Origin of the sequence: Kocuria dechangensis (assembly GCF_014636775.1) — a bacterium.
GTDB classification, from domain to species: Bacteria; Actinomycetota; Actinomycetes; order Actinomycetales; family Micrococcaceae; genus Kocuria; species Kocuria dechangensis.
This window is the reverse complement of the sequence record NZ_BMEQ01000005.1, coordinates 159,094-185,828: the sequence shown is the minus strand read 5'-3', so window position 1 is coordinate 185,828 and position 26,735 is coordinate 159,094. Positions and strand designations below refer to the sequence as shown.

26 protein-coding genes are annotated in these 26,735 nt (G+C 74.4%); 17 read left to right on the top strand and 9 right to left on the bottom strand.

Going from position 1 to position 26,735, the window contains the following annotated elements:
- Positions 1-558 (top strand): TspO/MBR family protein, encoded by a 558-nt coding sequence (locus IEW07_RS07185; protein WP_188535695.1) that lies wholly within the window; start codon positions 1-3, stop codon positions 556-558.
- A gap of 113 nt (positions 559-671) precedes the next feature.
- Here the strand turns inward: IEW07_RS07185 and IEW07_RS07180 are convergent, their stop codons facing one another.
- Both IEW07_RS07180 and IEW07_RS07175 read right to left on the bottom strand, forming a co-directional pair.
- Positions 672-2,081 (bottom strand): S8 family serine peptidase, encoded by a 1,410-nt coding sequence (locus IEW07_RS07180; RefSeq protein WP_188535693.1) that lies wholly within the window; start codon positions 2,079-2,081, stop codon positions 672-674.
- 243 nt (positions 2,082-2,324) lie between these two features.
- Positions 2,325-3,557: a cytochrome P450 gene (locus IEW07_RS07175; RefSeq protein WP_229741627.1), complete on the bottom strand. Its 1,233-nt coding sequence runs from the start codon at positions 3,555-3,557 to the stop codon at positions 2,325-2,327.
- Between the two features lie 202 nt (positions 3,558-3,759).
- On the opposite strand from IEW07_RS07175, the gene IEW07_RS07170 reads away from it, so the two are divergent.
- From IEW07_RS07170 to IEW07_RS07155, 4 genes are all read left to right on the top strand, one after another.
- A complete protein-coding gene (locus IEW07_RS07170; RefSeq protein ID WP_188535689.1) occupies positions 3,760-4,371 on the top strand; it encodes a malonic semialdehyde reductase in 612 nt (203 codons plus the stop codon).
- A gap of 105 nt (positions 4,372-4,476) precedes the next feature.
- Complete coding sequence (locus tag IEW07_RS07165; protein ID WP_188535687.1) at positions 4,477-5,649, top strand: type III polyketide synthase; 1,173 nt, start codon at positions 4,477-4,479, stop codon at positions 5,647-5,649.
- A 70-nt stretch (positions 5,650-5,719) separates the two neighbouring features.
- A complete protein-coding gene (locus IEW07_RS07160) occupies positions 5,720-6,535 on the top strand; it encodes a glycine betaine ABC transporter substrate-binding protein (protein ID WP_188535685.1) in 816 nt (271 codons plus the stop codon).
- An 85-nt stretch (positions 6,536-6,620) separates the two neighbouring features.
- Positions 6,621-7,847 (top strand): NAD(P)/FAD-dependent oxidoreductase, encoded by a 1,227-nt coding sequence (locus IEW07_RS07155; RefSeq protein WP_188535683.1) that lies wholly within the window; start codon positions 6,621-6,623, stop codon positions 7,845-7,847.
- A gap of 168 nt (positions 7,848-8,015) precedes the next feature.
- Here IEW07_RS07155 and IEW07_RS07150 read toward each other — a convergent pair whose 3' ends face one another.
- From IEW07_RS07150 to IEW07_RS07140, 3 genes are all read right to left on the bottom strand, one after another.
- Positions 8,016-9,239 (bottom strand): aminotransferase-like domain-containing protein, encoded by a 1,224-nt coding sequence (locus tag IEW07_RS07150; RefSeq protein ID WP_188535681.1) that lies wholly within the window; start codon positions 9,237-9,239, stop codon positions 8,016-8,018.
- Positions 9,236-10,297, bottom strand: coding sequence for an agmatinase (gene speB / locus IEW07_RS07145; RefSeq protein WP_188535679.1), 1,062 nt, complete (start codon positions 10,295-10,297; stop codon positions 9,236-9,238). Before speB ends, IEW07_RS07150 begins: the two co-directional genes overlap by 4 nt.
- Positions 10,298-10,359: 62 nt before the next feature.
- Positions 10,360-10,926 (bottom strand): helix-turn-helix domain-containing protein, encoded by a 567-nt coding sequence (locus tag IEW07_RS07140; RefSeq protein WP_188535677.1) that lies wholly within the window; start codon positions 10,924-10,926, stop codon positions 10,360-10,362.
- 170 nt (positions 10,927-11,096) lie between these two features.
- Here IEW07_RS07140 and IEW07_RS07135 point away from each other — a divergent pair, with 170 nt between their 5' ends.
- A complete protein-coding gene (locus IEW07_RS07135) occupies positions 11,097-11,903 on the top strand; it encodes a nitrilase-related carbon-nitrogen hydrolase (protein WP_188535675.1) in 807 nt (268 codons plus the stop codon).
- A 16-nt stretch (positions 11,904-11,919) separates the two neighbouring features.
- On the opposite strand, the gene IEW07_RS07130 is transcribed toward IEW07_RS07135, so the two are convergent.
- Positions 11,920-13,527, bottom strand: a complete 1,608-nt coding sequence (locus IEW07_RS07130; protein WP_188535673.1) for a PucR family transcriptional regulator — start codon at positions 13,525-13,527, stop codon at positions 11,920-11,922.
- A gap of 98 nt (positions 13,528-13,625) precedes the next feature.
- On the opposite strand from IEW07_RS07130, the gene IEW07_RS07125 reads away from it, so the two are divergent.
- The 3 genes from IEW07_RS07125 to IEW07_RS07115 all read left to right on the top strand — a co-directional run bounded on the left by IEW07_RS07125 (position 13,626) and on the right by IEW07_RS07115 (position 18,697).
- The gene (locus IEW07_RS07125; protein WP_188535671.1) at positions 13,626-15,173 is read left to right on the top strand and encodes an amino acid permease; all 1,548 of its coding nucleotides are present in this window, start codon (positions 13,626-13,628) and stop codon (positions 15,171-15,173) included.
- Positions 15,174-15,223: 50 nt separating this feature from the next.
- Positions 15,224-16,870, top strand: a complete 1,647-nt coding sequence (locus tag IEW07_RS07120; protein WP_188535801.1) for a flavin monoamine oxidase family protein — start codon at positions 15,224-15,226, stop codon at positions 16,868-16,870.
- Positions 16,871-17,002: 132 nt separating this feature from the next.
- A complete protein-coding gene (locus IEW07_RS07115; RefSeq protein ID WP_229741626.1) occupies positions 17,003-18,697 on the top strand; it encodes a thiamine pyrophosphate-binding protein in 1,695 nt (564 codons plus the stop codon).
- 19 nt (positions 18,698-18,716) lie between these two features.
- Here IEW07_RS07115 and IEW07_RS07110 read toward each other — a convergent pair whose 3' ends face one another.
- The 3 genes from IEW07_RS07110 to IEW07_RS07100 form a co-directional block, all read right to left on the bottom strand.
- Positions 18,717-19,700 carry a cation diffusion facilitator family transporter gene (locus IEW07_RS07110; RefSeq protein ID WP_188535669.1) on the bottom strand — a complete coding sequence of 328 codons (984 nt, stop codon included), beginning with the start codon at positions 19,698-19,700 and terminating at the stop codon, positions 18,717-18,719.
- Positions 19,697-20,179, bottom strand: coding sequence for a transporter substrate-binding domain-containing protein (locus IEW07_RS07105; protein WP_188535667.1), 483 nt, complete (start codon positions 20,177-20,179; stop codon positions 19,697-19,699). Before IEW07_RS07105 ends, IEW07_RS07110 begins: the two co-directional genes overlap by 4 nt.
- Positions 20,180-20,253: 74 nt before the next feature.
- Positions 20,254-20,808 carry a hypothetical protein gene (locus IEW07_RS07100; protein ID WP_188535665.1) on the bottom strand — a complete coding sequence of 185 codons (555 nt, stop codon included), beginning with the start codon at positions 20,806-20,808 and terminating at the stop codon, positions 20,254-20,256.
- A gap of 262 nt (positions 20,809-21,070) precedes the next feature.
- On the opposite strand from IEW07_RS07100, the gene IEW07_RS07095 reads away from it, so the two are divergent.
- The 8 genes from IEW07_RS07095 to IEW07_RS07060 all read left to right on the top strand — a co-directional run bounded on the left by IEW07_RS07095 (position 21,071) and on the right by IEW07_RS07060 (position 26,687).
- Positions 21,071-21,373 (top strand): urease subunit gamma, encoded by a 303-nt coding sequence (locus tag IEW07_RS07095; protein WP_188535663.1) that lies wholly within the window; start codon positions 21,071-21,073, stop codon positions 21,371-21,373.
- A gap of 34 nt (positions 21,374-21,407) precedes the next feature.
- Positions 21,408-21,788, top strand: a complete 381-nt coding sequence (locus IEW07_RS07090; protein WP_188535661.1) for an urease subunit beta — start codon at positions 21,408-21,410, stop codon at positions 21,786-21,788.
- Entirely contained in the window at positions 21,785-23,497 is a 1,713-nt protein-coding gene (gene ureC, locus IEW07_RS07085) for an urease subunit alpha (RefSeq protein ID WP_188535659.1), read from the top strand. Before IEW07_RS07090 ends, ureC begins: the two co-directional genes overlap by 4 nt.
- A 26-nt stretch (positions 23,498-23,523) precedes the next feature.
- The gene (gene ureE, locus IEW07_RS07080; protein WP_188535657.1) at positions 23,524-24,012 is read left to right on the top strand and encodes an urease accessory protein UreE; all 489 of its coding nucleotides are present in this window, start codon (positions 23,524-23,526) and stop codon (positions 24,010-24,012) included.
- The gene (locus IEW07_RS07075) at positions 23,993-24,703 is read left to right on the top strand and encodes an urease accessory protein UreF (protein WP_188535656.1); all 711 of its coding nucleotides are present in this window, start codon (positions 23,993-23,995) and stop codon (positions 24,701-24,703) included. Before ureE ends, IEW07_RS07075 begins: the two co-directional genes overlap by 20 nt.
- 34 nt (positions 24,704-24,737) lie before the next feature.
- Positions 24,738-25,391 carry an urease accessory protein UreG gene (gene ureG, locus IEW07_RS07070; protein WP_188535653.1) on the top strand — a complete coding sequence of 218 codons (654 nt, stop codon included), beginning with the start codon at positions 24,738-24,740 and terminating at the stop codon, positions 25,389-25,391.
- Positions 25,388-26,251 (top strand): urease accessory protein UreD, encoded by an 864-nt coding sequence (locus IEW07_RS07065; RefSeq protein ID WP_188535652.1) that lies wholly within the window; start codon positions 25,388-25,390, stop codon positions 26,249-26,251. Before ureG ends, IEW07_RS07065 begins: the two co-directional genes overlap by 4 nt.
- 64 nt (positions 26,252-26,315) lie before the next feature.
- Positions 26,316-26,687 carry a DUF6841 family protein gene (locus IEW07_RS07060; protein WP_188535650.1) on the top strand — a complete coding sequence of 124 codons (372 nt, stop codon included), beginning with the start codon at positions 26,316-26,318 and terminating at the stop codon, positions 26,685-26,687.
- Positions 26,688-26,735 lie beyond the last annotated feature (48 nt).

Below are 26,735 nucleotides of genomic sequence, written 5' to 3'. Positions count from 1 at the left end.
ATGTTCGGGACGTACCTGCTCAAGACGTCCGCGCAGACGGCCGCGGCCGCCGCCGCGGGCAGCGCGGCCACCGCCACGGGGACGGGCAGCGCCTGGTACCGGGCGCTGCGCAAGCCGTCGATCCAGCCGCCGGCCGAGGTCTTCCCGGTCGTGTGGACCCTCCTCTACGCGGACATCGCCGTGACCTCCGCCGCGGTGCTCACCGCGCTGGAGCGGCGGACCCGTCCGGGACTGCACCGCGGCAGCGGGCAGGTGCGCACCATCCGCCCGCCCCGGCCCGGCCGCACCCCGTCCGAGGCCGCGCGGCAGCACCGCGGCTACCGCCGGGCCCTCGCCCTGAACCTGGCGCTCAACGGCGGGTGGAGCTGGGTGTTCTTCACGAAGCACGACACCGCCCTGGCCACCGCGACCGCCGCGGCCCTCACGGTCAGCAGCGCCGACCTGGCGCGCCGCGCCGGCCGGACGACCCCGGTCCTCGGCGCGGCCCTCCTGCCCTACGCGGGCTGGTGCGCGTTCGCGACCGTGCTCAGCGCCCGCATCCACCGGCTCAACGCCTGAGGGGCGGGGCCGCCGTCCCCGCCCCGCACGACGCCGTCCCCGCCCCGCCGAGGCGGTGCGGGGACGGCGGGCTCAGCCGATCAGCCACCGCTGCGGGGAGCGGGGCACCGGGCTCAGCTGATCAGCCACCACTGCGCGGGGAGCGGTCCGTCGATCCAGCGCGCGCCGCCGGTGGTGGACCACACGATCCACCCGGTCTCGAACTCCTGGAAGCACGGGCTACCGCTCATCCCGCAGATCTCGCGGGAGACGGGCTCGCCGGTGCTCGCACCGATCCGGCCGTGGAGCTCCCCGATGGCACCGTCCACGGCGAAGGGCTCGCCGCCCTGCACCCGGACCAGCGCGGAGACCGGGTCGATCATCCCGGCGCCGCAGCCGGCCGGGCAGCCGCCGGGCGCCGTGCGGGCCGTGGACGTGAGGGCCTCGCGCACGCCCTCCACCCCCAGGCCCGGGGCGAGCTGCTGCAGCAGGGCGATCGTCCCGGAGACCGCCGGGGCGGCCATGGACGTGCCGTTGCGGTCCCCGTAGGAGGCCGCCGCGGGACCCTGGGCGCCGGCGTTGAGGGTGCCGCGGATCCCGCTGAAGGCGTTCCCGCCAGGGGCCGCGAGCGTCACCGCCCCGAAGTTGGAGTAGGGCGCCCCGGCCCCGGCGATGTCGGTGGCCGCGACCGAGATGACCCCGGCGCAGTTGGCCGGGGTGGTGCGGGAGGCGTCGATGCCCTGGTTGCCGGCGGCCACGACCACGGGCACGCCGCGGGAGACGGCCTCGGTGATCGCGCTCTGCAGCACCGGCGGGCACACGCCCTCCACCGCGAGGCTCAGGTTGACCACGGAGGCGGGGTTCGGGTTGGCGGGCGCGCCCGGCACCGCGGCGCCCACGGCCCAGGCGATCCCTGCGGCGACGTCCGAGATCTGGCCCGTGCTGCACGCGCCCACGGCGCGCACCGGCAGGATCTTCGCGTCGGGGGCCACCCCGGAGACGCCGATCCCGTTGTTGCCGTCCGCGGCGGCGATGCCCGCGGTGTGGGTGCCGTGCCACGTGGACGTGAGCGGCATGGGGCTGCCGGGGCACAGGGCCGGGTCCGGGTAGTCGCCCATGTCGGTGGGATCGGCGTCCCAGCCGTCGCCGTCGCGGGCGTGGGGCACCGCGGAGATGAAGTCGCGGCCCGGGAGGACGTTCGCGTCGAGGTCGGGGTGGGCGGTGATGCCGGTGTCCACGATCGCGATGGTCTGGCCCGCGCCGGTGGCACGCTCCCACGCGGGGGGTAGGCCCAGGCCCGCCGGGTCGTCCCACAGGCTCCACTGCACGGCCTTGTACTCGGGGTCGTTGGGCACGGCGGTGCCGCTCGCCGGGACCTCGGGGGCCGTGCCCCCGACGGCGGGCGCCTGCTCCAGGGCGGTGCTCAGCGCGCCGGGCCCGGTGATGCCGGGGTCGGCGGGCGCCGCCACGGCGGACGCCGCGGGAACGAGGGCCAGTGCCGCCGCGAGGGCGAGGGTTGCGGTGGTGCTGCGGGTGGTCGTCAAGGATTCCTCCGGCCGAACGGGCGGAAGGCAGCACGGCGCACGCAGTCCTGCCCCCCGACGGACTGGAGCGCGGACCATCCCCCTGCGAGAAGGCTGCGGACAGCCTGCGAGAAAGGAGCCCCCACTCCTGTGCACTGCCCAGCGTAGGGACGTTATGGACATGTGACCCAATGCGAAGCCTGCCGGGACCCCTGCCGGAGGGCGTCGGGCGATGTCAGCGGGCCGGTGCCACGGCCCGGCGCGTCACCCGCGGACCCGGAGCGCGACCCCGCGCAGCTGGTAGCCGGCGATGAGGTCCTCCCAGCCGAGCCGCGGCGGCTCCGCCAGCTCGAGGGGCAGCCGGAGCAGGCGCTGCAGGAGGACGTCGCTCTCCTGGATCGCGAGGAAGTTGCCGGGGCACCGGTGCGGGCCGTCGCCGAACGAGACGCCCTCGGGCCTCGCCCCCGTGGGCCGCTCGCGCACGGGGCACAGGGAGAGGGCGTCGTCCCCGAAGGCGCCGGGGTCCGCGTTCGCCTGCCGCACGTAGAGGTCGAGCACGGCCCCGGCGGGCACCTCGTGGCACTCGTCCCCGTCGACGAGGACCAGGTCCCGCACGGCCCGGCGGTAGAGGTGGCCCACCACGGGCTCGAGCCGGAGGATCTCGTGGAGGATCCCGTAGCGCTCCGCCTCCTCCGCCGCCAGGTAGCGCTCGCGCAGCCGCGGGTCGTCGAGCAGGTGCCAGGCGGCCATCGCGATGAACTCGCGCGTGGTGGCCATGCCCGCGGCCGCGTAGGTGATGCACTCGGTGAGGATCTCCCGGTCCCCGTACCCCTGCTCGAGCAGGTGCGAGATGACGTCCTCCTGGGGCGCCGCCCGGCGGGCGGCGATCGCGGGGCGGACGTCCCTGAGGAAGAACGCGCCGACGGCCGCGAGCGAGCGCAGCGACCGCGCCCGGGCCCTGAGGGCGGCCCCGAGCCGGCTCCCGCCCGCCCCCTGCTCGCCCGGCGGGACGAACGGGAGCCCGAAGAACCGGTCCAGCCGCACGGACATCCCGTCCGTGTCCGACTCCGTCAGCCCCACCACCTGCGCCGCGATCTCCACGGAGTAGCGCATGGTCACGCGGGAGAGCTCGCACCCGCCGTCCCGCCGGACCTGCCCGACCAGCTCGTCGGCCAACTCCTCCATGAGGCCGCGGTAGCGCCGGCCCACCGTGGCCGGGGTGAAGTACCGCGCGATGGCGGCGCGCTGGCGGCGGTGCTCGGGGCCGTCCATGAACAGCACGGGGGTCCGGGCGAGCCCCTCGTGCGCGGTCTCGGCGTTGAACCCGGCCTGGACCGTGGCGTCCCCCTCCCGCAGGACCTGGCGGACCAGGGACAGCGAGCGCACGTGCCAGGCTCCCCCGACCACCTCGATCCCCGGCTCGGCGGCCTCTCCGGCGCGCACGGACTTCCGGTGCCCGCCGTGGTGCGGGGCGGGGCACGAGTTCTCGGCGTTCACGGGGTCCTTCTTCCCTCGGCGCGGCAGGCCGCGGCACGGCCGGCCGGGCCGCCAGGTCTCGCTCCCGGCGCCCGGACGTCGTCCGCCTGGCCCCAGGCTACTCACCGGTGACGTGATGAAGCGCACGTCCGGGCCGGGCATGGGATCGAGTCGCTTGTTGTTGACATGTACACGAGCAGTGCTTGAACTCGAAAGGATCATCATGACCGCCGACGCCCTGCAGGACCACCTCGCCCTCGACGCCCCCGCCGCCGACCTCCTCTTCCGGGAGGCGCGCACCGCCACCGAGTTCCTCGACGAGCCCGTGACCGAGGAGCAGCTGCGCGCCGTCCACGAGCTCGCCAAGATGGGCCCCACCGCCATGAACATCCAGCCGCTGCGCGTGACCTGGATCCGCACGCCGGAGGCACGTGAGCGCCTGGTCCAGCACATGGCCGAGGGCAACAAGGCCAAGACCGCCGCCGCGACCGCCGTCGCGGTGCTCGGCTACGACGTCGACTGGCACGAGCACCTGCCCGTCGTCTTCCCGCCCGCCGCCGGCAACCAGGAGATGTTCGCCGGCAACGAGGAGCTGCGCGCGCAGATGGGCCGGGACAACGCCCACCTGCAGGCCGGGTACTTCATCATGGCCGTGCGCGCGCTGGGCCTCGCCGCCGGCCCCATGGGCGGGTTCGACCCCGCCGGCGTGGACGCCGAGTTCCACCCCGGGACCAACCGTCGCTCGATCATGGTGGTGAACATCGGCCGGCCCGCCGCTCCCCGCCACGACCGGCTGCCGCGCCTGGACTTCGACGCCACCACGACCACGGTCTGACCCCGGCCTGATCGCGGCCCGGCCACGGCCCCACGGCGGCCGGGCCCCGCAGCGCGGCGCGCCGCGCCGTGGCTTTCCGCGGAACCAGGGTCGATACTGAGGGCGATGACCGCCGCACTCCTGTCCCTCGGCACGGCCCTCCCGGAGCACGTGCTCGAGCAGACCACCGCCCGGGACCTCTACCTGGCCCAGCCCGGCACCGACCGCCTCACCGAGAGGCTCGTGCGCACCGTGTTCGGGGCCTGCGGTGTGGGGCGCCGGCACACCGTCCTGCGGGAGCTCGTCGACGAGGACGCCCGTGCCGGCTCCGCCTACGTGGCCCCCGGCGGCCGCATCCTGGGCCCGCTCACCGGGGCGCGCAACCGCACCTACGTCCAGGAGGCGCCCGCCCTCTTCGCGGCGGCGGCCCGCGACGCCCTGGCCGGCTGCCCCGCGCTGGACCCCGCGGACGTCACCGACGTCATCACGGTCTCCTGCACCGGGTTCTTCGCGCCCGGCCCGGACTACCAGCTCGTGCGCGACCTCGGCCTGAACCCGGCCACGCGCCGGTCCCACATCGGGTTCATGGGCTGCCACGGCGCGCTCGTCGGCCTGCGCCAGGCGGCCGCGGTCGCGGAGGCGGACCCGGACGCCGTCGTGCTCGTCGTGGCCGTCGAGCTGTGCACCCTGCACCTGCAGCGGGCCCGGGACCCCGACGCCATCCGCGGGGCCTCCCTCTTCGCCGACGGCGCCGCCGCCGCGGTGGTCAGCGCGGCGGCCCCCGCGGGCGTGGAGCCGCTGCTCCGGCTCGACCGCTTCCGCACCCTCGTGATCCCCGACGGGGAGCGGGACATGGCCTGGAGCATCGGGGACGAGGGCTTCGAGATGGTCCTGGGCGCCGCCGTGCCCAGGGTGATCGAGGAGAACATCCACACCGCCCTCGACGCCCTGCTCGACGGCCCCGGCGGCGCCGTGGACCGCGCCGCGATCACCGACTGGGCCGTCCACCCCGGCGGGCGCAGCATCCTCGACAAGCTGGAGAAGACCCTCGGCCTGCCCCCGGAGGCCCTCCGGGAGTCCCGCGACGTGCTGGCCACCCGCGGCAACATGAGCAGCGTGACCGTCCTGCACGTGCTGCGCCAGGTGATCGACGAGGCGCCGGCCGACGAGCCGCGGACGGTGTGCGCGCTCGCGTTCGGACCGGGCCTGACCGTGGAGTCGGCGCTGTTCACGATCCCGGTGCGGCGCGCCGCCGCGGCACCCCGGAGCGCACGCGCGGCGGACGCCGTCGTCGGCTGACCCGGCTCCCTGCCGTCCCCGCCACGGCGCCTGATAGCGTGGGCCGCCCGACGGCAGAAAGGATGAGCCCGTGACCTCCTCCGCACCGGCCCCCGTGGTGCTGGGCCGCATCGACGAGTCCTTCCACCAGGTCGCCGCCGCGGTCGTGGAAGAGGTCCTCCTGCGCCTGGGGCACGACGTCGAGGTGCGCGAGGGACCGCACCCGGAGATGTACCCCCTGCTGGCACGCGGTGAGCTGGACCTGTTCGCGGACAGCTGGCTGCCCGGCGGGCACGCCGCCTACTGGGAGCAGATCCGCGATCGGGTCGTCGAGGTGGCCCCGCTGTTCGAGGGCGCGGAGTTCTTCTGGGCGGTGCCCGGCTACGTCCCCGCCGACCAGGTCGCCCGCCTCTCCGACCTGGCCCGCCCCGAGGTCACGGCGCGGATGGCGACGCTCGTCGTGCAGGGCACCACCGCGGGAGCCGGGCTGACCACGCGGTCCCAGCAGCTGCTGGTCGACTACGGCCTGGACCGGGCCGGCTGGAGCCACCGGATCGGCGACATCCACGCGATCATCGACACCATCAACGCGCGGATCGCCGCCCGCGAGTGGTTCGTCACCCCGCTGTGGCAGCCCCAGTACCTCAACGAGGTCCACGACCTGCGCCCCCTCGTCGACGAGCTCGGCGTCTTCCCGCCCCCGGACCGGGCCTCCCTGCTCGCCCACCGCGGCGCGTTCGAGAGGCTGCCGGAGCGCACCCGGGAGGTGCTCGGCCGGATCCGCTTCACCGTCTCCGCGGTGAGCGCGATGGACCGCGCGGTCAACCTGGACGGCCTCGACCCCCTGGCCGCGGCGCGCCGGTGGATGGACCGGCACCCCGCCGAGGCGGCTCCCTGGTTCGCCTGACAACCGGGGCGCCGCCCTGCGAGGATGGCAGCACGTGGACGGGGCCCTCCCGGCCGCGGCGCCCCTGATCCGCTAGGAGGACCCCGTGGACCACGACGTCGTCATCGTCGGCGCAGGACTGGCCGGCCTGCAGTGCGCCCGGCTGCTGGAGCAGCACGGCCTGGACGTGGCGGTGCTGGAGGCCTCCGACGGCGTGGGCGGGCGGGTGCGCACCGACCTGGTCGACGGCTTCCGCTGCGACCGCGGCTTCCAGGTGCTCAACCCCGCCTACCCGGAGCTGCGCCGCAGCGTGGACGTCCCGGCGCTGCGCCTGCAGAAGTTCGAGGCGGCCGCGGGGGTCCGCCGCGGCGACGGCATCGACGTCCTCGCCGATCCCCGCCGCTCACCGGCCCGCCTGGCGGAGACCCTGCGCAGCCCCCTCGTGGAGCTGCGGCGGGTGCCCGCCCTGCTCGCCTGGCTCGCCCCCGTGCTCGACCCCCGCGCGGAGCGGCGGGAGGAGCACGACCGGAGCTGGTTCGAGTCCCTCGACGCCGCGGGCGTGCACGGCCCCCTGCGGGAGCTGGTGCTCGAGCCGTTCCTCGCCGGCGTGATCCTCGAGGACGAGGGCCGCACCTCCGCCGCGTTCGTGCGCCAGCTCGTCGGGTGGTTCCTGCTCGGCACCCCGGGCCTGCCCGCCGAGGGCATGGGCGCGCTGCCGGCCTGGCTGCACGACGGGCTGCGCGCCCGGGCGGTGCTCGGCACGCGCGTCGAGTCCCTCGAGCGCACCGGGTCGGTGTGGACCGTGGGCGCGGGGGAGAACTCGTGGCGCGCCCCGGCGGTGGTGGTCGCGACCGACGCCCCGGCCGCCTCCGGGCTGCTGGACCTGCCGACCGCCGCCATGAAGGGGGAGGTCACGTGGTGGTTCGCCCCCGACCGCGCGCCCTCCGGCCTGAGGGCCCAGGTGCTGCCGGGCGGGACCACGGGGCCGGTGGTCGACACCGCCGTGGTCAGCAACGCCGCCCCCAGCTACGCCCCGGAGGGCCGCTCGCTCGTGCAGGCCACCGCCCTGCTGCCCCGCGGCGCCGCCGTGCCCCCCGAGGCCGACGTCCGCCGGCAGCTGGCCGAGATCTGGCAGGCCGACGCGGCGGCGTGGGACCTCCTGACCGTCCACGAGGTGCGCGGCGCCCTGCCGGAGCAGCTGCCCCCTCTCGTGGCCGCCCGCCCCGCCGCCCTCGGCAACGGGCTGTTCGTGTGCGGCGACCACCGCACCACCGCCTCCACCCAGGGCGCGCTGCTCTCCGGGCGGAGGGCGGCGGAGGCGCTGCTGGCCTGACCGGCTTTCGGCACGCCTCCCCCGCCGAGGGGTCGCGTTCGCCGCCCTGCCACCGCCGAGGGGTCGCGTTCGCCGCCCTGCCACCGCCGAGGGGTCGCGTTCTGTCGGTGTGCAACACCGATTCCGGTCGGTAGGGACTCCTCGGCGCCGCGTGGCCGCGGCGGGGGCTCAGCCCCGGAGCACCTCCCCCAGGCGGCGGACGCCCTCGGCGATCTCCTGCTCCGAGGCCGCGGAGTAGGCCAGGCGCAGGCTCGTGGTGGGGCGGCCGTCGGCGTAGCAGGCGCCGCCGGGCACCAGCACCAAGCCGTGCCGGACCGCCCGGTCGAGCAGGTCCTCGTGGTCGGCGGCCGGGTCGAGGTCCAGCCACGTGAAGAAGCCGCCGGCGGGCCGGGTCCAGCGCACCCCCTCCGGCATGTGCTCCTCGAGGGCGCCCATCATCGCGGCGCACCGGGAGCGGTAGCGCTCCACGGCCCGGTCGAGGGCGGGCCGCCAGTGCTCGCTGCCCACGTACTCGGCGGCCAGCTCCTGGCCCAGCACCGAGGGGTGGATGGTGACCGCCTCCGCCGCGATCTGTAGCCGCGCCCGGACCACCGGCACCGCGGCGATCCAGCCGATCCGCAGGCCCGGGGCGAAGATCTTGGAGAAGCTGCCCAGGTGGATCACGGTGGCCGGGTCCAGCGAGTACAGGGACGGCGGCCGGTGCTCCCGGTCGAAGCCGAGCAGCCCGTACGGGTCGTCCTCGAGGATCAGCACGCCGCGCTCCGCGCAGACCGCCACGAGCCGGCGCCGCCGCTCCTCGCTCAGCGTCACGCCGGTGGGGTTGTGGAAGTTCGGGACCGTGTAGACGAACTTCACGGTCCGCCCGGCGGCCCGCAGCTCGTCGATCCGCTCCGCCACCGCGCCGGGGTCGAACCCGTCCTCGTCGACGTCGACGTGCTGGACCTCGACCTCGTAGCTGCCGAACACCCCGAGCGCCCCCACGTAGGTGGGGCCCTCGGCGACCACGACGTCGCCCGGGTTGCAGAACAGCTTGGTGACCAGGTCCAGGCCGGCCTGGGAGCCGGCCGTGACCTGGATCCGGTCCGGGGTGGTCTCGGCGCCCTCCAGGGCCATGAGCTCGCAGATCAGCCCGGGCAGGCGCCCGATGCCCGCCCCGGAGCCGTACTGCAGCACCTCCGGCCCCCGCTCGGCGAGGATCCGGGCGGTCATGCCCGCGATCACGTCGTGCGGGAGCACGCCCATGTCCGGGTTGCCGCCGGCCAGGGAGATCATCCCCGGCCGCATCGCGATCTCGAACACGGCCCGCACGGGGGACGGGCGGAACTCCCCCGAGCGGCGTGCGAAGAGGGAGACGTGGTCGGGCCAGCGCGCCACGGCCGCGCCTCCGCTCACCGGACGTCCTCGGGCCGCCCTGCGGCGGCCCTGCCGTAGACGTGCCCGGCCAGGCCGTACGCCGGCCCGCCGGGTGCGGCGCCGGGGCCCATGGCGAGCAGCGTGATCAGCTCGTAGACCACGTGGGCGGCGGCGACCCCGGTGAGCTCGGCGTGGTCGTAGGCGGGGGCGACCTCCACGACGTCGCAGCCCACGACGTCCGTCCCGCGCAGCCCGCGCAGGATCTCGAGCACCTCGCGGCTCGTCATCCCGCCGGCCTCGGGGGTGCCCGTGCCGGGGGCGTGGGCGGGGTCCAGGACGTCGATGTCGAGGGAGACGTAGAGCGGACGGTCGCCGACGCGCTCGCGCAGCGCCTCGACGACGGCGTCGACCCCCAGCCGCATCACGTCGACCGAGGACACGATGCCGAAGCCGAAGCGGGCGTCGTCGTCGAGGTCCTCGGGCCCGTAGAGGGGACCGCGGGTGCCCACGTGGCAGACGGCGTCGGTGTCGAGCAGGCCCTCCTCGAACGCGCGGCGGAACGGGGTCCCGTGGGTGTACTCCGCGCCGAAGTAGGTGTCCCAGGTGTCGAGGTGTGCGTCGAAGTGCAGCAGCGCCACCTTCCCGTGGCGGGCGTGGGCGGCCCGCAGCAGCGGCAGGGCGATGGTGTGGTCCCCGCCGACGGCCACGAGCCGGGTGCTGTCCCCCATCAGCTCCTTCGCCTGGGCCTCGATCGAGGCGATGGCCTCGTGGATGTCGAAGGGGTTGGCGACGATGTCCCCGGCGTCGGCGACCTGCGCCCCGGCGAACGGCGAGAAGCTCTGGGCGGGGTTGTAGGGGCGCAGCAGGCGCGAGGACTCCCGGACGTGGTTGGCCCCGAAGCGGGCGCCGGGCCGGTAGGAGACCCCGGAGTCGAAGGGGACCCCGACCACCGCGATGTCCGTGCGCTCGACCTCGTCGGTGCGCGGCAGCCGGGCGAAGGTGCCCAGGCCGGCCCAGCGCGGGGTCAGGGCCGCGTTGACGGGGCCCACGACGGTGGTGCCGTCCGGGGCGGTGGAGGTGATGCGTTCCGGGTTCATGCGAGAGGCCTTTCGAGGGTCGGAGGGGTGGTGCGGAGAGGCGCTGCGGACGGACGGCCGGATCAGGTGCGGAGGATCCAGAGCAGGACGGCGTCCTCGTCCCCGGGGTTCTCCCAGGTGTGGGGCTCGGAGCCGGGGAAGGTGACGGTGTCGCCGGCGACCAGGTCGAAGGTGCGGCCGGGGACCTTCAGCCGGAACCGGCCGCTGATCAGGTGCAGGACCTCGGTCTCGCAGTCCATGCTGTACATGGCCTCCTCGCCGCGGCCCCCCGCCGCCACGCGGGCCCGGAGGACCTGGACCGTGCGCTGGTCGGTGGGGGTGAGGAGCTGCTCCTCGATCCCCTCGCCGCCGAGATCGATGTGGGGGGCGTCCGCCAGCCGGACGAGCTCCACCTCGCCGGGACCGGCGAAGAGGTCCCCCACGTCGATGCGCAGCACCTGGCACATCCGCACGAGGGAGTCCACGGAGGGCGAGGTGATGTCCCGCTCCACCCGGCTGACGAAGCCCTTGGTCAGGCCCGCAGCGGAGGCGAGCTGGTCGATGGTCATGTGGTTGCGCCGGCGGTGGTTGCGCAGGCGAGAGCCCACGGCGGCGGAGCGGCCGGAGCTCTCGATGGGCAGTGCTTTCACGGTGGGCCTGCCCTCCGGAGGTGCCGGCGGCCCGCGACGGCAGGGGCCTGGTGGGGGAACATGATCCAGATCATACTAGGTTGGACAACTTTTGTTTCTCCACCAGCAACTTCTGCCGAGACAGCCCGATCCCAGCGGGCCCTCGGCCCCGTCTCCGGAAGGATCTCCCCATGCAGATCGCCCTCCTCCAGTCCGAGGCGAAGGTCATGGACCTCGAGGCGAACCTCGAAGCCGTCGACGCGGCCGCCCGGCGCGCCCGGGAGGACGGCTCCGACCTGCTCCTCACCCCCGAGCTGTTCACGTGCGGCTACAGCCCCGACCGGGTCCGGGCGGAGCTGACCGCCGCGGACCTGGACCGGATCGCCGAGCGCGCGGCGGGGATCGCGCGCCGCCACGGCATCTCCCTCGTGCACAGCACGCCCCGGATCGCCCCCGACGGGCGCTGGCACATCTCGGCCCGCCTGCTGGACGCCACCGGCGCGGAGGTGCTGGCCTACGACAAGGTGCACCTGTTCGGGGCCGAGGAGCGGAGGGCCTTCGCCCCCGGCTCGGCCGCCCCGCGGGCGGTGGCGCACGGCGGGATGCTGGTCTCGCTGCTGATCTGCTACGACGTGGAGTTCCCGGAGAGCGTCCGCGCCGCCTCCGACCAGGGCGCGGAGCTGCTGCTGGTCCCCACCGCGCTCGGCGCCGGCTTCAGCGCGGTGCCCCGCGTCCTCGTGCCGGCCCGGGCGCTCGAGAGCCAGGTGGTCGTCGCCTACGCCAACCACTGCGGCACGGAGAGCGGGCTGCGGATGGGGGGCGAGAGCGTGGTCGCCGCGGCGGACGGGACCCTGCTGGCCCACGCCGGCGAGGGCCCGGAGGTCCTGTGCGCGACGGTGGACCGGGCGGCCGTCGCGGCGGCGCGGGAACGGGTCCCCTACCTGAGGGACCGGCGCCCGGACCTGTACGGGCGGTGGACCGGCTGCTCCTGCAGCTGACGCGGCCCGGCGCGGGTCAGCGGTCCTCGGGCATGAACTGCAGGGCGATCAGCAGCTCGGCCCTGCTCCGCGCGTCGTCCAGGTCGAGGCGGAGCACGTCGGCGGCGTGCTGGACATGCCGGCGCACACTGTTGCGGTGCAGCCCCAGCTCCCGGCCGCAGGCGTCCCAGCTGCCGTGGACCCCCAGCCACGAGCGCAGGACCCGCAGCAGCAGCCGCCGCCTCTCGTCGGGCAGCACCGCGAGCGGCGCGAACAGGCGCTCGGCGACCAGGCGGCCGGACTCGGGACCGAGCAGGCCCGTCACGGACCACTGCACGTCCTCGGCCCGGACGCTGGCGCCGCCGCCCCGGAGCCGCCGCCGCACCGCCGCGACCTGCTCGTTGCCGCTCGCGAGCTCGGCCGGCTCCACGGGCCCCCCGACCGCGACCAGCCACCCCAGCCGCTCCAGGTCCGCCACGACCCGGTCCGGGACCGCCGAGCGGGTGACTGCTACGAAGCCGTAGTCGGTGAGCTCCACCAGCCGCGTGTCGCAGAGGCGCCGCAGCTGGATCAGCTCGGGGAGCTCGCCGGCGGCGGGCGGGGGCCAGCCCCGGTCCTGGCCGTCCCGGCGCACTCCCTGCACGATCCGCACCGGCGCCCCCTCGGCCCCGGACATGCTCTGCGCCAGCGACCGCGCGAGCGTGCGGTCGCGGCCCGAGGCGGCCCGGCCCAGGGCCGAGGGATCCAGCAGCAGCCGGGTGGCCAGGCGGCTCGGGCCGAAGTTGCCCACGGTCCGCTGGCGGAGCAGGACCTCGAGGAGGCCCACGGCGAGGGTGATCGTCGTGTGCTGCGGCGGGCTGAAGCCGGTGGCCGAGCCGAGCACCAGGGTGCCCAGGTTGACGTCGCGCTCGCTGCGCAGGGGGTGGCCGACCACGTGGGCGGCCCCCGGTACCGGGAATCCCGCGACCTCGACCCGTGGGCCGCTGCCGGCCAGCATGCGCTCCTGCAGGGGCCGCAGCTGCTCCTCCGCCAGCACCTGCCGCCCCGCCGCGGCGCTGGCCCTCCCGTCCGCGCCCGTGAGCACGACCCATCCGCGGACCTCCGCGGCCAGCACCCCCAGGAGCGAGCCCTCCGGCGCGTCGGAGAGCACCGCCCGCAGCATCCGGCGGTTGACCTCGGCGAGGTGGCGGCTGAGGCGCGCGCCCTCGGCCTCCAGCATGGCCGCGAACTTCCGGGTCACGGCGACGAAGGGCGTGCGCCGGGCCACCCGGACCAGCGGCAGCCCCTGCGCGGTGCACGCCCGCACGAGGGGCGCCGGGACGTCGTCGTGCACGGGAGAGACCCCAAACCCCAGGGCCGTGACCCCCGCGGCGCGAAGCCTCCCGACGTAGGCGTCGACCTCCTCCGGGGGACGGTCGACCAGCGGGACGCCGGCGGTCAGGAGGAACTCCCCGCCCAGCAGGAAGGGCGTGGGGTCCTCCAGCTCGCTCGTGGCGACCCAGCGCAGGGGCCGGTTCGCGTCCCCCTCCGGGCGCGCCACGGGCTCCAGCTCGGCCGGCATCTGGGCGAGCAGACGGTCCAGGGTGAGCTGCACCCAGCCCGCACCGGCCTCCACCTGTTCCTGCTGTGGTGCATTTCCGCTCATGGAGAGGGATTCTAAGTCATTCCGTCCCGACTGAGACTGCCGTCACATCCCTAGGGTTTGTGGGGACCCGCAGGCCGCTCGTCGAAAGGGACGCCTCCATGACCATGACACCCACAGCACAGCAGCAGCGCTCCGGCCCCGCCCTCCGGCTGGGCCACCAGCTGACCCGGCGCAAGCCGCTGCAGCAGATGGTGCGGGACTCGGACACCGCCAGCACCGGGCTCATCAGGAGCTTCGGCCTCCTCCAGCTGACGATGATCAGCGTGGGGGCCACGCTCGGCACGGGCATCTTCGTGGTCCTCGGGGACGCGGTCCCCATCGCGGGCCCGGCGGTATGGATCTCGTTCGTCGTGGCCGGGGTCGCCGCCATGCTCTCCGCCCTGTCCTACGCGGAGATGGCGGGTGCCGTGCCCGTCTCGGGCTCCAGCTACTCCTACACCTACGCGACGATGGGCGAGGGCCTGGCCTGGATCTGCGGCTGGTGCCTGCTGCTCGAGTACGCGGTGTCCGTGGCGGCCATCGCCGTGGGCGCGGGCGAGTACCTCACGGAGATCGCGACGACCTTCGGCGTGACGCTCCCGGAGGCCCTCATCCAGCCGCCCGGCGACGGTGGGGTGTTCAACGTCCCGGCCGTGGCCGTCGTGCTCCTGGCCACCGTCCTGCTGATCCGGGGGGCGCGGGAGAGCGCGCTGGTCAACACCGTGCTGGTGGTCCTGAAGATCGTCGTCCTCCTGTTCTTCGTCCTGGTGGCCTTCACGGCCTTCGACTCCCGCAACTTCGCCCCGCTGCTGCCGATGGGCTCCGCCGGCGTCACCGCGGCGGCCTCGAGGCTGTTCTTCTCCTACATCGGGTTCGACGCGGCCTCCACCGCCGGCGACGAGGCCCGCAACCCCCAGCGGGACCTGCCGCGCGCGATCATCCTGTCCATGGCGCTCATCACGTCCCTCTACATCCTGGTGGCGCTGGCCGCCGTGGGGGCCCGCCCCTGGGGCTGGTTCGACGGCCAGGAGGCCGCTCTTGTGCGGATCCTCCAGGAGGTCACCGGCAGCTCGTGGATGTCGCTGGTGTTCGCCGTCGGCGCCGTCATCGCGATCGTCAGCATCGTGCTCGTCGTCCTCTACGGGCAGACCCGCATCCTGATGGCCATGTCCCGGGACGGGCTCGTCCCGCCGGTCTTCGGCAGGGTCTCCGCCCGCACCGGCACCCCGGTCGCCAACACGCTGATCACCGGCGGAGTCATCGCGGCCGCCGCCGGGCTCGTCCCGCTGGGGGAGCTCGCCGACGCCACGAGCATCGGCACCCTGTTCGCCTTCAGCCTCGTCAGCCTGGCCGTCATCGACCTGCGCCGGCGCCGCCCCGACCTGCCGCGCACCTTCCGCGTCCCGCTGTTCCCGCTGACGCCGATCCTGGCCGTGACCATGTGCGTGCTCCTCATGGTGAACCTCGGCGGCAGCACCTGGGTGGTGTTCGTCCTGTGGATGGCCCTCGGCGCGGCCGTGTACCTCGGCTACGGGCGGCGGCACTCCACCGTGGCGGCCATGACCGACGACGAGTACGTTGAGGCCTCCGCCTCCTCCCCGACGGACGCCGCCGCCTCCGCCGGCGCACGCACCCCCACCCGCGAGACCGTGAAGGACGACCAGTGACCATCGCAACGGACATCAACCACTCCGGGCCCGGCACCGCGCCGGTCACCATGCTGAACCCGGACTTCCCGTTCGGCTACGACACCTACCTCCAGCACCCCTCGGGGCTCGGCAGCATCCCGGAGGCCGCGCGGGGCACGAAGGTCGCGGTGATCGGGGCGGGGCTCTCCGGCCTGGTGACGGCCTACGAGCTCATGAAGCTGGGGCTGTGCCCTGTCGTGCACGAGGCCGGGGAGATCGGCGGGCGGCTGAAGACCCGGTCCTTCGCCGGGGCGCCCTCCGTGACCGCCGACCTGGGCGGGATGCGGTTCCCCGTCTCCGGGCGCTCCTTCTACCACTACGTGGACAAGCTCGGGCTGCGGACCGAGGCGTTCCCCAACCCCCTCTCCGACGCCACCTCCAGCACCGTCATCGAGCTCGGCGGGAAGGCCCACTACGCCCGCACCCCCGAGGACCTGCCGGCGTTCTTCCACGAGGTGGCCGAGGCCTGGCACGACGCGGTCGACGACGGCGCCCAGTTCCGGCAGATGCAGGAGGCCATCAGGGCCCGTGACACCGGCCGGATCAAGCAGCTGTGGAACGTCCTGGTCCGGGACCTGGACGAGCAGACGTTCTACGGCTTCATCGCGGCCAGCAGGGCCTTCAAGGAGGCCGGGTTCGACCACCGCGAGGCCTTCGGGCAGGTCGGCTTCGGGACGGGCGGCTGGGACACCGACTTCCCGAACTCGATCCTCGAGATCCTCCGGGTCGTCTACACCGACGCCGACGACGGCCACCGCAGCATCGTCGGCGGCGCCCAGCGCCTGCCCGAGGCCCTCTGGCACCACGCGCCCGAGGACCTCGTCCACTGGCCCGCGGGGACGTCCCTGGCCTCCCTGCACGGCGGCTCGCCCCGCGGCGCCGTCGCACGGATCACCCGTCCGCCCGGGGCCGGCGGCGGCGTGGGCGACTTCCGGATCGAGGAGAAGTGGGGCCGCGCCGCGCAGTACCCCGCCGTCGTCTCGACGTGCCAGTCGTGGCTGCTGTCCACGCGGATCCACACCGAGGAGGGCCTCTTCCCGGCCCGCCTCTGGACCGCCATGGAGCGCTCCCACTACATGCAGTCCTCCAAGACGTTCGTCATGGTGGACCGGCCCTTCTGGAAGGACGTCGACCCGGGCACCGGGCGCGACGTCCTGAGCATGACGCTGACCGACCGGCTCCCGCGGGCCACGTACCTGCTCGACGACGGGCCGGACAAGCCCGCCGTGATCCTGCTGTCCTACACCTGGAACGACGACGCCCTGAAGTGGCTGGCCCTCGACGCCGACGGGCGGGTCGAGCTGATGCTGCACTCGCTCGAGCAGATCTACCCCGGCGTGGACATCGCGTCCCACATCGTGGGGGAGCCCATCACGGTCTCCTGGGAGTCGGACCCCAACTTCATGGGGGCGTTCAAGGCGAACCTCCCCGGCCACTACCGCTACCAGCAGCGCCTGTTCACGCACTTCGCCCAGGACGGGCTGCCGGAGCACCAGCGCGGGATCTTCCTGGCCGGCGACGACATCTCCTTCACCGCGGGCTGGGCCGAGGGCGCCGTCACCACCGGGCTCAACGCCGTGTGGGGAGTCGTGAAGCACCTCGGGGGCGTCAGCGCCCCCGGCAACCCCGGGCCCGGGGACCTCCTCGAGGAGCTCGGGCCGATCAGCCTGGACTGAGCCCGGCGGGCTCCGGCGGGTGCCGGAGCCCGCCGCGTCCACCCCGCCGTGACCGACCGGACCGGTTCCCAGCACGTGCGCCGGCCCCTACGATGTGCGACAACTCCTGTTTCTCCCATGCAACTTTCTCCCATGCAACTTTTCTCCCACGCGACCGCAGGGGCGCCGGCCCGCGCCCCGGGAACGAGCCCGGCCCATGAACGTCCTCGTCGTCACGCCGCCGACCACCACGGCGGCCCGTCCGTGACCGCCCGCAGGACCACGGCCCGCGCCGTGCTGGAGACCCTCCGGGGCTACGGGATCGACACGGTCTTCGGCATCCCCGGCACCCACTCGCTGGAGTTCTACCGCCCGCTCCGGGAGCTGGGCATCCGGGCGATCACGACCCGCCACGAGCAGGGCGCCGCCTACGGGGCCGACGGGTGGAGCCAGGTCTCCGGGCTGCCGGGGGTCGTGATCACCACCTCCGGCCCGGGCCTGCTGAACTCCCTCTCCGGGGCGGCCACCGCCTACGCCGAGTCCCGGCCCATGATCCTGCTCTCGCCGGGCCGGCCGCTGGGCCAGGACTTCCGGGACATCGGGTCGCTGCACGAGACGAAGAACCCGTCGGCGGCCGTCGACGCGATCGTGGGGCGCAGCCGCCGCGTCACCAGCGGCGCGGAGGCCGTCACGATGGTCCACGACGCCTTCCGGGACTTCACCCACTCGCGGCCCCGGCCGGTGCACATCGAGATCCCCCTGGACGTCCTCGAGGCGGAGCTGGAGTGCACCGACCGGCAGGTGGCCCCGCGGCCGCTGGGCGCCCCGCAGCCGGCGCCGGCCGACGACGTGCGCCGCGCCGCCGAGGTCCTGCGCGCCGCCCGCCGCCCCGTGATCCTGGCGGGCGGCGGCTCGCTGCCCGCCGGGGAGCGGCTGCTCGAGCTCGCCGAGCTGCTCGAGGCCCCGGTGATCACCACGACCAACGGCAAGGGGGCCATCCCGGAGCGGCACCGGCTCTCCCTCGGGGCGGACCTGCGGCTGTCCACCGCCCACGAGTTCCTGCGCTCGGCCGACGCCCTGCTGGTGGTCGGCTCCAAGGTGGGCGAGGCCGAGCTGTGGGGCGGGGACGTCACCCCCGCCGGGCCGATCGTGCGCATGGACATCATGCGGGACCAGATGCTGTGCAACCTCGACCCGGACATCGAGCTGCCGGGCAACTCCGCGGCCGTCGTGCCGCAGCTGATCGAGGCCCTCGGCCACCTGGAGCCGCGCGAGCCGCGGGACCTCGCCGAGGTCTTCGCCCGGATGGACGACGAGGCCCGCCGCTGGGCCCCCGACCTCGCCGCCCTCAACGAGGCGATCATGGCCGTGGTGCCCGAGGACACGATCATCGGCGGGGACTCCTCGCAGGTCACCTACATGGGCTCGACGACGTTCTTCCGCGCCCGGCTCCCCCACTCCCTGCTGTACATGGGGACCTACGCGACGCTGGGCTACGGGCTGCCCGCCTCGATCGGGGCGAAGCTCGCGGCCCCGGAGCGGCCCGTGCTGTGCCTGGTGGGCGACGGCGCGCTGATGTTCTCGATCCAGGAGCTCATGACGGCCGTGGAGCTCGGGCTGGACCTGCCGATCGTCTGCGTGGACAACGGCGGCTACGGCGAGATCCGGCAGAACATGGCGGACCGGGGCATCGACCCCCTCGCCGTGGACCTGCGGCAGCCGGACTGGCCGGCGCTCGCGGAGGCGTTCGGCGCCGTCGGGCTCGAGGCCACCCGGGAGACCCTCGCCGAGAAGGTGACCGAGGCGCTCGCCGTGAAGGGGCCCAGCCTGGTCCACCTGCGGATCTGAGCCCCGCCGAGGGGTCGCGTCAGCGCGGGACCTGGTCCTCCGGGAGCTCCGCCACGGGGGCGAGCACGACGTCCTCGATCTTCCAGTCCAGGTCCGCGCAGCGCTTCCGGGCGGCCGCGAGCTGCTCCAGCGTCGGGACGACGCCCTCGGCGGGGACCACGAAGCCCTCCACGTGGAAGACGTGGCCCTCGTCCCGGACCCGGACGCCGGCGTCGCGCACCCAGGGCAGCTGGCGCAGCACCGTCTCCAGCTGGCCGACGAGGGGGTGCGGGGCGGCGTCGTCGTAGGTGGTGGGACGGAAGTCCACGAGGTCGGCCACGGCCCCCTTGAGGTTCGTGGCCCCGTCCTTGAGGATCGACGCGGAGACCACGAGGGCCGCCACGGCGTCCGCCCACCACAGGCCCAGGCCGATGCCCAGTACGCCCGCGACCGTGGCGAGGCCGGTCATCCAGTCGGCCTTGTTCATGTCCGCGTCGGCGTAGAGCACCTTGTCGTGCAGCTCCTCGGCCAGCTTCAGCTTCATCCGGCCGAGGACCACCGGCGGGACGCTGGTGAGCGTCATCGCCACCACCATCAGCCAGCCGGACCACACCGGCACACCGAACAGGCTGGTGACACCGATCGGGGGCCGCTCCCCCGTGAGCAGCCCGGAGCCCGAGTCGACCACCAGGACAGCACCCATCGCCAGGAGCGCGACCGCCGCCACGAGGTGGCCCACGCCCACGGAGCGGTGGTAGCCGTAGGGGTGGCGCGGCGTCGGGCGCCGGCCGGCGATGCGGACCGCCACGAGGAAGGCGAGAGGCGGCAGGAACGAGAGCGAGTCCTCGATCCAGGCGACCTTCATCGCCTGGGACTGCCCGGCGACGAGCGCCACGACGGTCACGGTCACGGCGAGCACCCCGACGGTGATCCACTCCAGGCGCACCGCGCGGGCCAGGGTGCGCGCCTGGCCGTCGGTGAGCTCCGTCGACCCGAACCGTGCCTTCGTCCCGGTCGGCGTCATCGCCCCTCCTCCCGTTCCACCAGGAACGTCTCGAGCTCGGTGAGGAAGCCGTTCTCCCCCGGCCGGGTGGCCAGCACGATCTTCTCGGTGCGGCCGTCCCACGTCTCGATCTCCGTGTGCGGGCGGGTGAGGGCGGCGTGCTTCTCCCAGGGGGACGTGTCGGTGAGGCCCGCGACGACGACGTCGAGGTCGCCGCCCTCCAGCGAGCGGATCAGGTGGCTCTCGCTGCCGGGGTACCACACCACATCGGCGTCGACGCGCTCCGCGAAGTCCTCCACGAGCTCGACCTCGAGGCCGGCGGAGCGCCCGCTGTCGTCGACCTCCGCCCAGGGCGGGCTCTCGGAGATCCCCACGCGCAGCTCGCCGTCGCGGACCCGGTCGAGCGTGCCCTCCGGGTCCTTGGGGAACCCGGAGCTGCACCCCGTGAGCAGCAGCGCCGCCAGTACGCCCCCCACCAGGCGGCCGCCTCCGAATGCCATGGACACCATCCTCCTGACCTGCCCCGATGCCGGACGGCAGGGCGACGCTAAGGGTACTGCGGGTCAGCTCCACTCTACAGAGTCCCCGAGGGGGAGAGCTCGGCCTCGTACAGGCCCAGGTAGGCCCAGCCCCGGTGGGCGGGAGCGGTCAGCGGGGGCAGCACCGCCAGGGGCAGCACCGCGACGAGCCAGGGCGCGGCGCCGGGGAACAGGGCCGACAGCGCCCACACCACGACGACACAGGCGGGCACGATGAGCACGAGCGCCCCGAGCTGCTCCGCCGCCCCCACCGCGCACACCCGGCGCCAGGCGACGTCCCCGGGCAGGCGCCCCTCGCGCACGGCCTGCCCGACCCTCCTGGTGACGACCGGGCGGTCCCGGGGTGCGGCCAACGCCGGCCGGCGCCGCCGCAGCGGGAAGGAGATCACGAGGACGAGGACGAGGAACAGGCTCACGGTGCTCAGCGCGAACCCCTTCAGGCCGAGCGTCACCTCCGCGGTCCAGTAGACGGCCGTGAAGCCGATCGCCGTCGCCGCCCCCAGGCCCGCGGCCTCGCGGAGGAGACGGTGCCGCCGCGGGAGGGGACGCTCGCCGTGGACCAGGACAGGCGGCTCCGCCGAGACGGTCATGGCACCTCCTCGAGCACGCCGATGGCGGACTCCTACCACGATACGACCGTGGAGTGGAGGCATGACCATCAGTGCTGTCGCTCTTTTCACCGGGTGGATCGGTCCCGGGGTCGCCCACCCCGGGACGTGGACACCGCCCACGCCGTCCGGCAGCCGGCACGCGCGCGAAACACCGGGTGAACCTGCCTGTAACACGGGCTCCATACGGTGGCGGGAAGCGGCGAGCGCCCCGCCGCCGCAGCCGCAGTCCCCGAGGAGAGCCGTGCACCTGACACCCCGCGAGCAGGAGAAGCTGCTGGTCGTCGTGGCCGGCGACCTGGCCCGGCGCCGCCGGGAGCGGGGCCTGAGGCTCAACCACCCGGAGGCCGTCGCGCTCATCACCGCCGAGCTGCTCGAGGGCGCCCGGGACGGGCGCACCGTCGCCGAGCTCATGTCCTGGGGCTCCACGATCCTCACCCGCGAGGACGTCATGGAGGGCGTGCCCGAGATGATCCACTCGGTGCAGGTGGAGGCGACGTTCCCGGACGGCACCAAGCTCGTCACCGTCCACGACCCCGTCCGCTAGCCCGCCCCGCCGGCCCGCCCGCGAAGGAGCAGCCATGATCCCCGGAGAGTACGTCCTGCGGCCCGAGCCCGTGGTGATCAACACCGGCCGCCCCACCGTGGAGCTCGACGTGGTCAACCGCGGCGACCGCCCCGTGCAGGTGGGCTCCCACTTCCACTTCCCCGAGGCCAACGCGGGCCTCGAGTTCGACCGCGCCGCCGCCCGCGGGTTCCGCCTGGACATCCCCGCCGGCACCGCGGTGCGCTTCGAGCCCGGCGACCGCAAGCGGGTCCAGCTCGTGGCGCTGGCCGGGCGCCGCGAGGTGCACGGGCTCGGCAACCGGGTCGACGGCCCCCTCGACCCGGTCGCCCCCGGCGCCACCGGGAGCGCCCCAGAGCCGGCCGGGGAGCCGGCCACGGAAGATGGGCAGGCATGAGCCACGAGATGTCCCGCGCCCAGTACACGAGCCTGTACGGGCCCACGACCGGCGACCTGGTGCGCCTGGCCGACACCGAGCTGTTCCTCGAGGTCGAGGAGGACCTCACCGTGCCCGGCGAGGAGGTCGTCTTCGGCGGCGGCAAGGTGGTCCGGGACGGCATGGGCCACAACGGCCGGCTGACCCGGGACGACGGCGTGGTGGACACCGTGATCACGAACGTGATGGTCCTGGACCACTCCGGGATCTACAAGGCGGACGTCGGCATCCGCGACGGGCGGATCAGCGGGATCGGCAAGGCCGGCAACCCCGACATCATGGACGGCGTGACGATCCTCGTCGGGGCCTCGACCGAGGTGATCGCCGGCGAGCGCCGGATCCTCACCGCCGGCGGCGTCGACTCCCACATCCACTTCATCGGCGCCGACCAGATCGGCACCGCCCTGTCCTCCGGGATCACCACGATGATCGGCGGCGGGACGGGCCCGGCCGAGGGCTCCAACGCCACCACGATCACCCCCGGCGCGTGGCACCTCGCCCGGATGTTCCAGGCCCTGGACGACTACCCCATGAACTTCGGGCTGCTCGGCAAGGGCCACGCGTCCTCGCCCGAGCCCCTCGCGGAGCAGATCCGGGCCGGGGCCGTGGGCCTGAAGGTCCACGAGGACTGGGGCGCCACCACCTCCGCCATCGACACCGCCCTGCGCGTCGCCGACGAGCACGACGTCCAGGTCGCCATCCACACCGACACCCTCAACGAGTGCGGCTTCCTGGAGGACACCGTGGCCGCCATCGCGGGACGCGTGATCCACACGTTCCACACCGAGGGCGCCGGCGGCGGGCACGCCCCGGACATCATCCGCATCGCGGCGCTGCCCCACGTCCTGCCCTCCTCGACGAACCCCACGCTGCCGTTCACCCGGAACACGGCCGAGGAGCACCTGGACATGCTCATGGTCTGCCACCACCTCAACCCGGACATCCCGGAGGACGTGGCCTTCGCCGACTCCCGGATCCGGCCCGAGACGATCGCCGCCGAGGACGTCCTGCACGACCTCGGGGTGTTCTCCATGACCTCCTCGGACTCCCAGGCCATGGGCCGCGTGGGCGAGGTGGTGCTGCGCACCTGGCAGCTCGCCGACCAGATGAAGCGGCGCACCGGCCCCCTGCCCGGGGAGACCGGGCGCGGGGACAACGCCCGGCTGCGGCGCTACGTCGCGAAGTACACGATCAACCCCGCGATCGCCCACGGGGTGGCCGACGTCGTGGGCTCCGTGGAGACCGGCAAGCTCGCGGACCTCGTGCTGTGGGACCCCGTGTTCTTCGGGGTGAAGCCCCACGCCGTGCTCAAGGGCGGGCAGATCGTGCACTCGGTCATGGGCGACCCCAACGCCTCGATCCCCACCCCGCAGCCGCAGCTGATGCGGGACGCGTTCGGCGCCAAGGGCGCCGCCCCGCACGCCAACTCCGTCACCTTCATGTCCCGGGCCGCCGTCGAGGCCGGCGTGGGCGAGCGCCTGGGCCTGCGCAAGCGGGTGCTGCCCGTGGGCGGGATCCGCGGCCTGTCCAAGAAGGACATGCGGCACAACGACGCCACCCCGCGGATCGACGTGGACCCGCAGACCTACGAGGTCCGGGTGGACGGCGAGCTCGTCACGTGCGAGCCCGCCGAGGTGCTGGCCATGGCCCAGCGCTACTTCCTGTTCTGATCCCCGCCCCGAGAGGACCCTCCCCCGTGATCGTCGAATCCGTCCTCGGCAACCTGGCCGAGCTCACCGAGCAGGAGCGCTCCGGACTGCACCTGGAGCGGATCGCCCTCTCCGGGCCCGAGCTGCGCAGGCGCGTCCAGCGGGTCGTGACCGACCACGGCACCGAGGTGGGCATCCGCCTGGCCGAGCGGCGCGAGCTCCGGGACGGGGACATCCTGCACCGGGAGGGCCGCAACGCCGTGGTCGTCTCCACCCTGCCCACCGACGTCCTGGTCGTCGCGCCCGCCACGATCGAGCAGATGGGCTTCGTGGCCCACTCCCTGGGCAACCGCCACCTGCCCGCCCAGTTCCTCGGCCCCGGCGCCGAGTTCGAAGGACTCCCGGGCCACGACGGCGTCATGGTGCTGCAGTACGACCACACCGCCGAGGCCTACCTCCGGGAGGCGGGGGTGCGCTTCGCGCGCGTCGAGCGGCAGATGGAGGTCCCCTTCCGCCATGCCGAGCACACCCACTGAGCGCCCCGCCGCGGGCACCGCCGGGCTGCTCGCCGTCCTGCAGCTGTGCGACTCCGCGCTGCCCACCGGGGCCTTCGCCCACTCGCTGGGGCTCGAGACCTACGTCGACGACGGGACGGTGGCCGACGAGGCCGGCTTCCTCGCGTGGATCCGGCACTGCCTGCACCACCAGGTGGTCCCCGCCGAGGGCTGGGCGGTCCGCGCGGTCGCCACGGCGGCCTCCGACGACGACGTGTGGCGCGTCGACGACCTGCTGCACGCCCAGGCGCTGCCCGTCCAGGTGCGGGACGCCGCCGCCGCGATGGGCCGCCGGACGGCCGAGATCGGCGCAGAGAACTTCCCCTCCCCGCGCCTGCTCGCCTACGCCGAGCGCCTGCGCACGGGCAGCAGCCGCGGCAGCCCCGCGGTGGCCTTCGCCATCGTCGGCGCGGACCACGGCGTGGACTGGGAGCAGCTGGCCGGGGCGTACCTCTTCTCGACCGTCACCTCCCTGACCCAGAACGCCGTTCGGGGCATCCCGATCGGCCAGAGCGCCGGCCAGCGGGTCCTGCGCGCCCTGCACGCGGACGTCGCCCGCGGCGTCGAGCGGATCGGCCGGATGACGGCCGACGAGTTCGGGGCGACCAGCCCCGGGCTCGAGATCGCCCAGATGCGCCACGCCTGGCAGCGGGCACGCATGTTCATGTCCTGACCGCCCCACCACCCCACCGACCCAGGAGCACTCCATGACCACCGTCCCCCCCGTCCCCGCCGCACCGACCGGCCGCGGCCCCGTGCGCATCGGCGTCGGCGGCCCCGTGGGCGCCGGAAAGACCCAGCTCGTGGAGCGGGTGACGCGCGCGCTGATCGACGAGGTGTCGATGGCCGCGATCACCAACGACATCTACACGATCGAGGACGCCAGGATCCTGGCCCGCAACGGCGTGCTGCCCCTGGACCGGATCGTGGGCATCGAGACCGGCGGCTGCCCGCACACCGCGATCCGCGAGGACACCTCGATGAACGAGGCCGCGATCCAGAGGCTGTGCGCCGAGCACCCGGACCTGCAGATCGTGTTCGTCGAGTCCGGCGGGGACAACCTCTCCGCCACGTTCAGCCCGGAGCTGGTCGACTTCTCCATCTACGTCATCGACGTGGCCCAGGGCGAGAAGATCCCCCGCAAGGCCGGCCAGGGCATGATCAAGTCCGACCTCTTCGTGATCAACAAGATCGATCTCGCCCCGCACGTCGGCGCGGACCTCGGCGTCATGGCCGCCGACTCGGCGGTCTTCCGCAAGGACCTGCCGTTCTGCTTCACCAACCTCCGGACCGACCAGGGCCTGGGGACGATCCTCGACTGGATCCGGCACGACGTCCTGATGCTGGACATGGTGCCGTGACCGCCGCCGCGCCCGCCGCAGCGGGCGCCGCCGCGCCCACGGGCCGGCTCGAGCTGGCCCTGGCGCCCCGCGGCGGGCGCACCGTGGCCGTGCACCAGTTCCACTCCGGGGCCCTGCGCGTGCTGAGGCCGCACCACCTGGACGGGTCCGGGCAGCCGTGCTTCGTCGTCGTCAACCCCGGGGGCGGCTACCTGGGCGGTGACCGGTACGAGCTGGACGTCACGGTGGCCGCCGGGGGCACCGCTCTGGTCACCACCCAGTCCGCGACCAAGGTCTACCGCACCCCGGGCGCACCCGCCCGGCAGGACGTCCGGCTCGTGCTGGGCCCCGGCGCGGTCCTCGAGTACCTCCCGGACCAGCTCATCGCCTACCAGGACGCCGACTACGTCCAGCGGACCACCGTGGAGATGGACCCGACGGCGTGCCTGGTGGTGGGCGAGGTGGTCACCCCCGGGTGGGCGCCCGACGGGACCCCCTTCCGGTACCGCGGCGTGGTGCTGCGCACCGAGGTCCTGATGGACGGGCGCACCGTGGTGCTGGACAACCTGTGGCTGCGGCCCGGCGAGGACGACGTCGCCGCCCTCGGCTTCCTGGAGGGCCGCTCCCACCTCGGGTCCCTGCTGGTCGTGGACCCGCGCGTGGACCGGGCGCTGGTCGACCGCGTCCACGACCTGCTGGCCGCCGCCGAGGACCGGGTGCCGGGGCTGCGCTGCGGGGTCTCCGGGCTGCCGGCGCCCGGTCTCGCCGTGCGGGCCCTGGGGCCCGGCTCGGACGAGCTGACGGAGCTGCTGCTCGACGTCTCCGCGCTGCTGCGGGCGCAGTGGACGGGACAGCCCCGGGTCGCGCTGCGCAAGTACTAGCACCGCTCACGACATCCTCCGGCAGGGGCTGTGGACGGGCCCGCCCCGGACGTAGGGTGGCGCCATGACGGACACCGGCGGCGGGACCCGCGAGAAGGTGGAGCAGTTCTTCGACCGCTACGCGGACGCCCTGCTGGCCCGCGACGCGACGGCGATCGCACGGATGTACGCGGTCCCCTCGCTCGTGCTCTTCCCGGGGCAGCCGGTCCTCGTCACCGACGCGCGGCAGACCGAGGAGTTCTTCGCCTCGGCCTGGGACCAGTACGAGGGGGTCGACGCCGTGGCGAAGCAGCTCGAGCTCATGGGCGAGGCGCCGGGCAGCGTCTGGGCCGACGTCACCTGGTCCTGGGGCGGCCGGGCGCAGGAGCGCTTCTGCTACCAGCTCGTCGAGCAGGACGGGGAGTACCGGATCGCGGTGCTCACCCCCATGGTGTGACGGCTGGTGTGACGGCCCCGCAGCTGACCGCCCGCCGTGCGGCGCCTC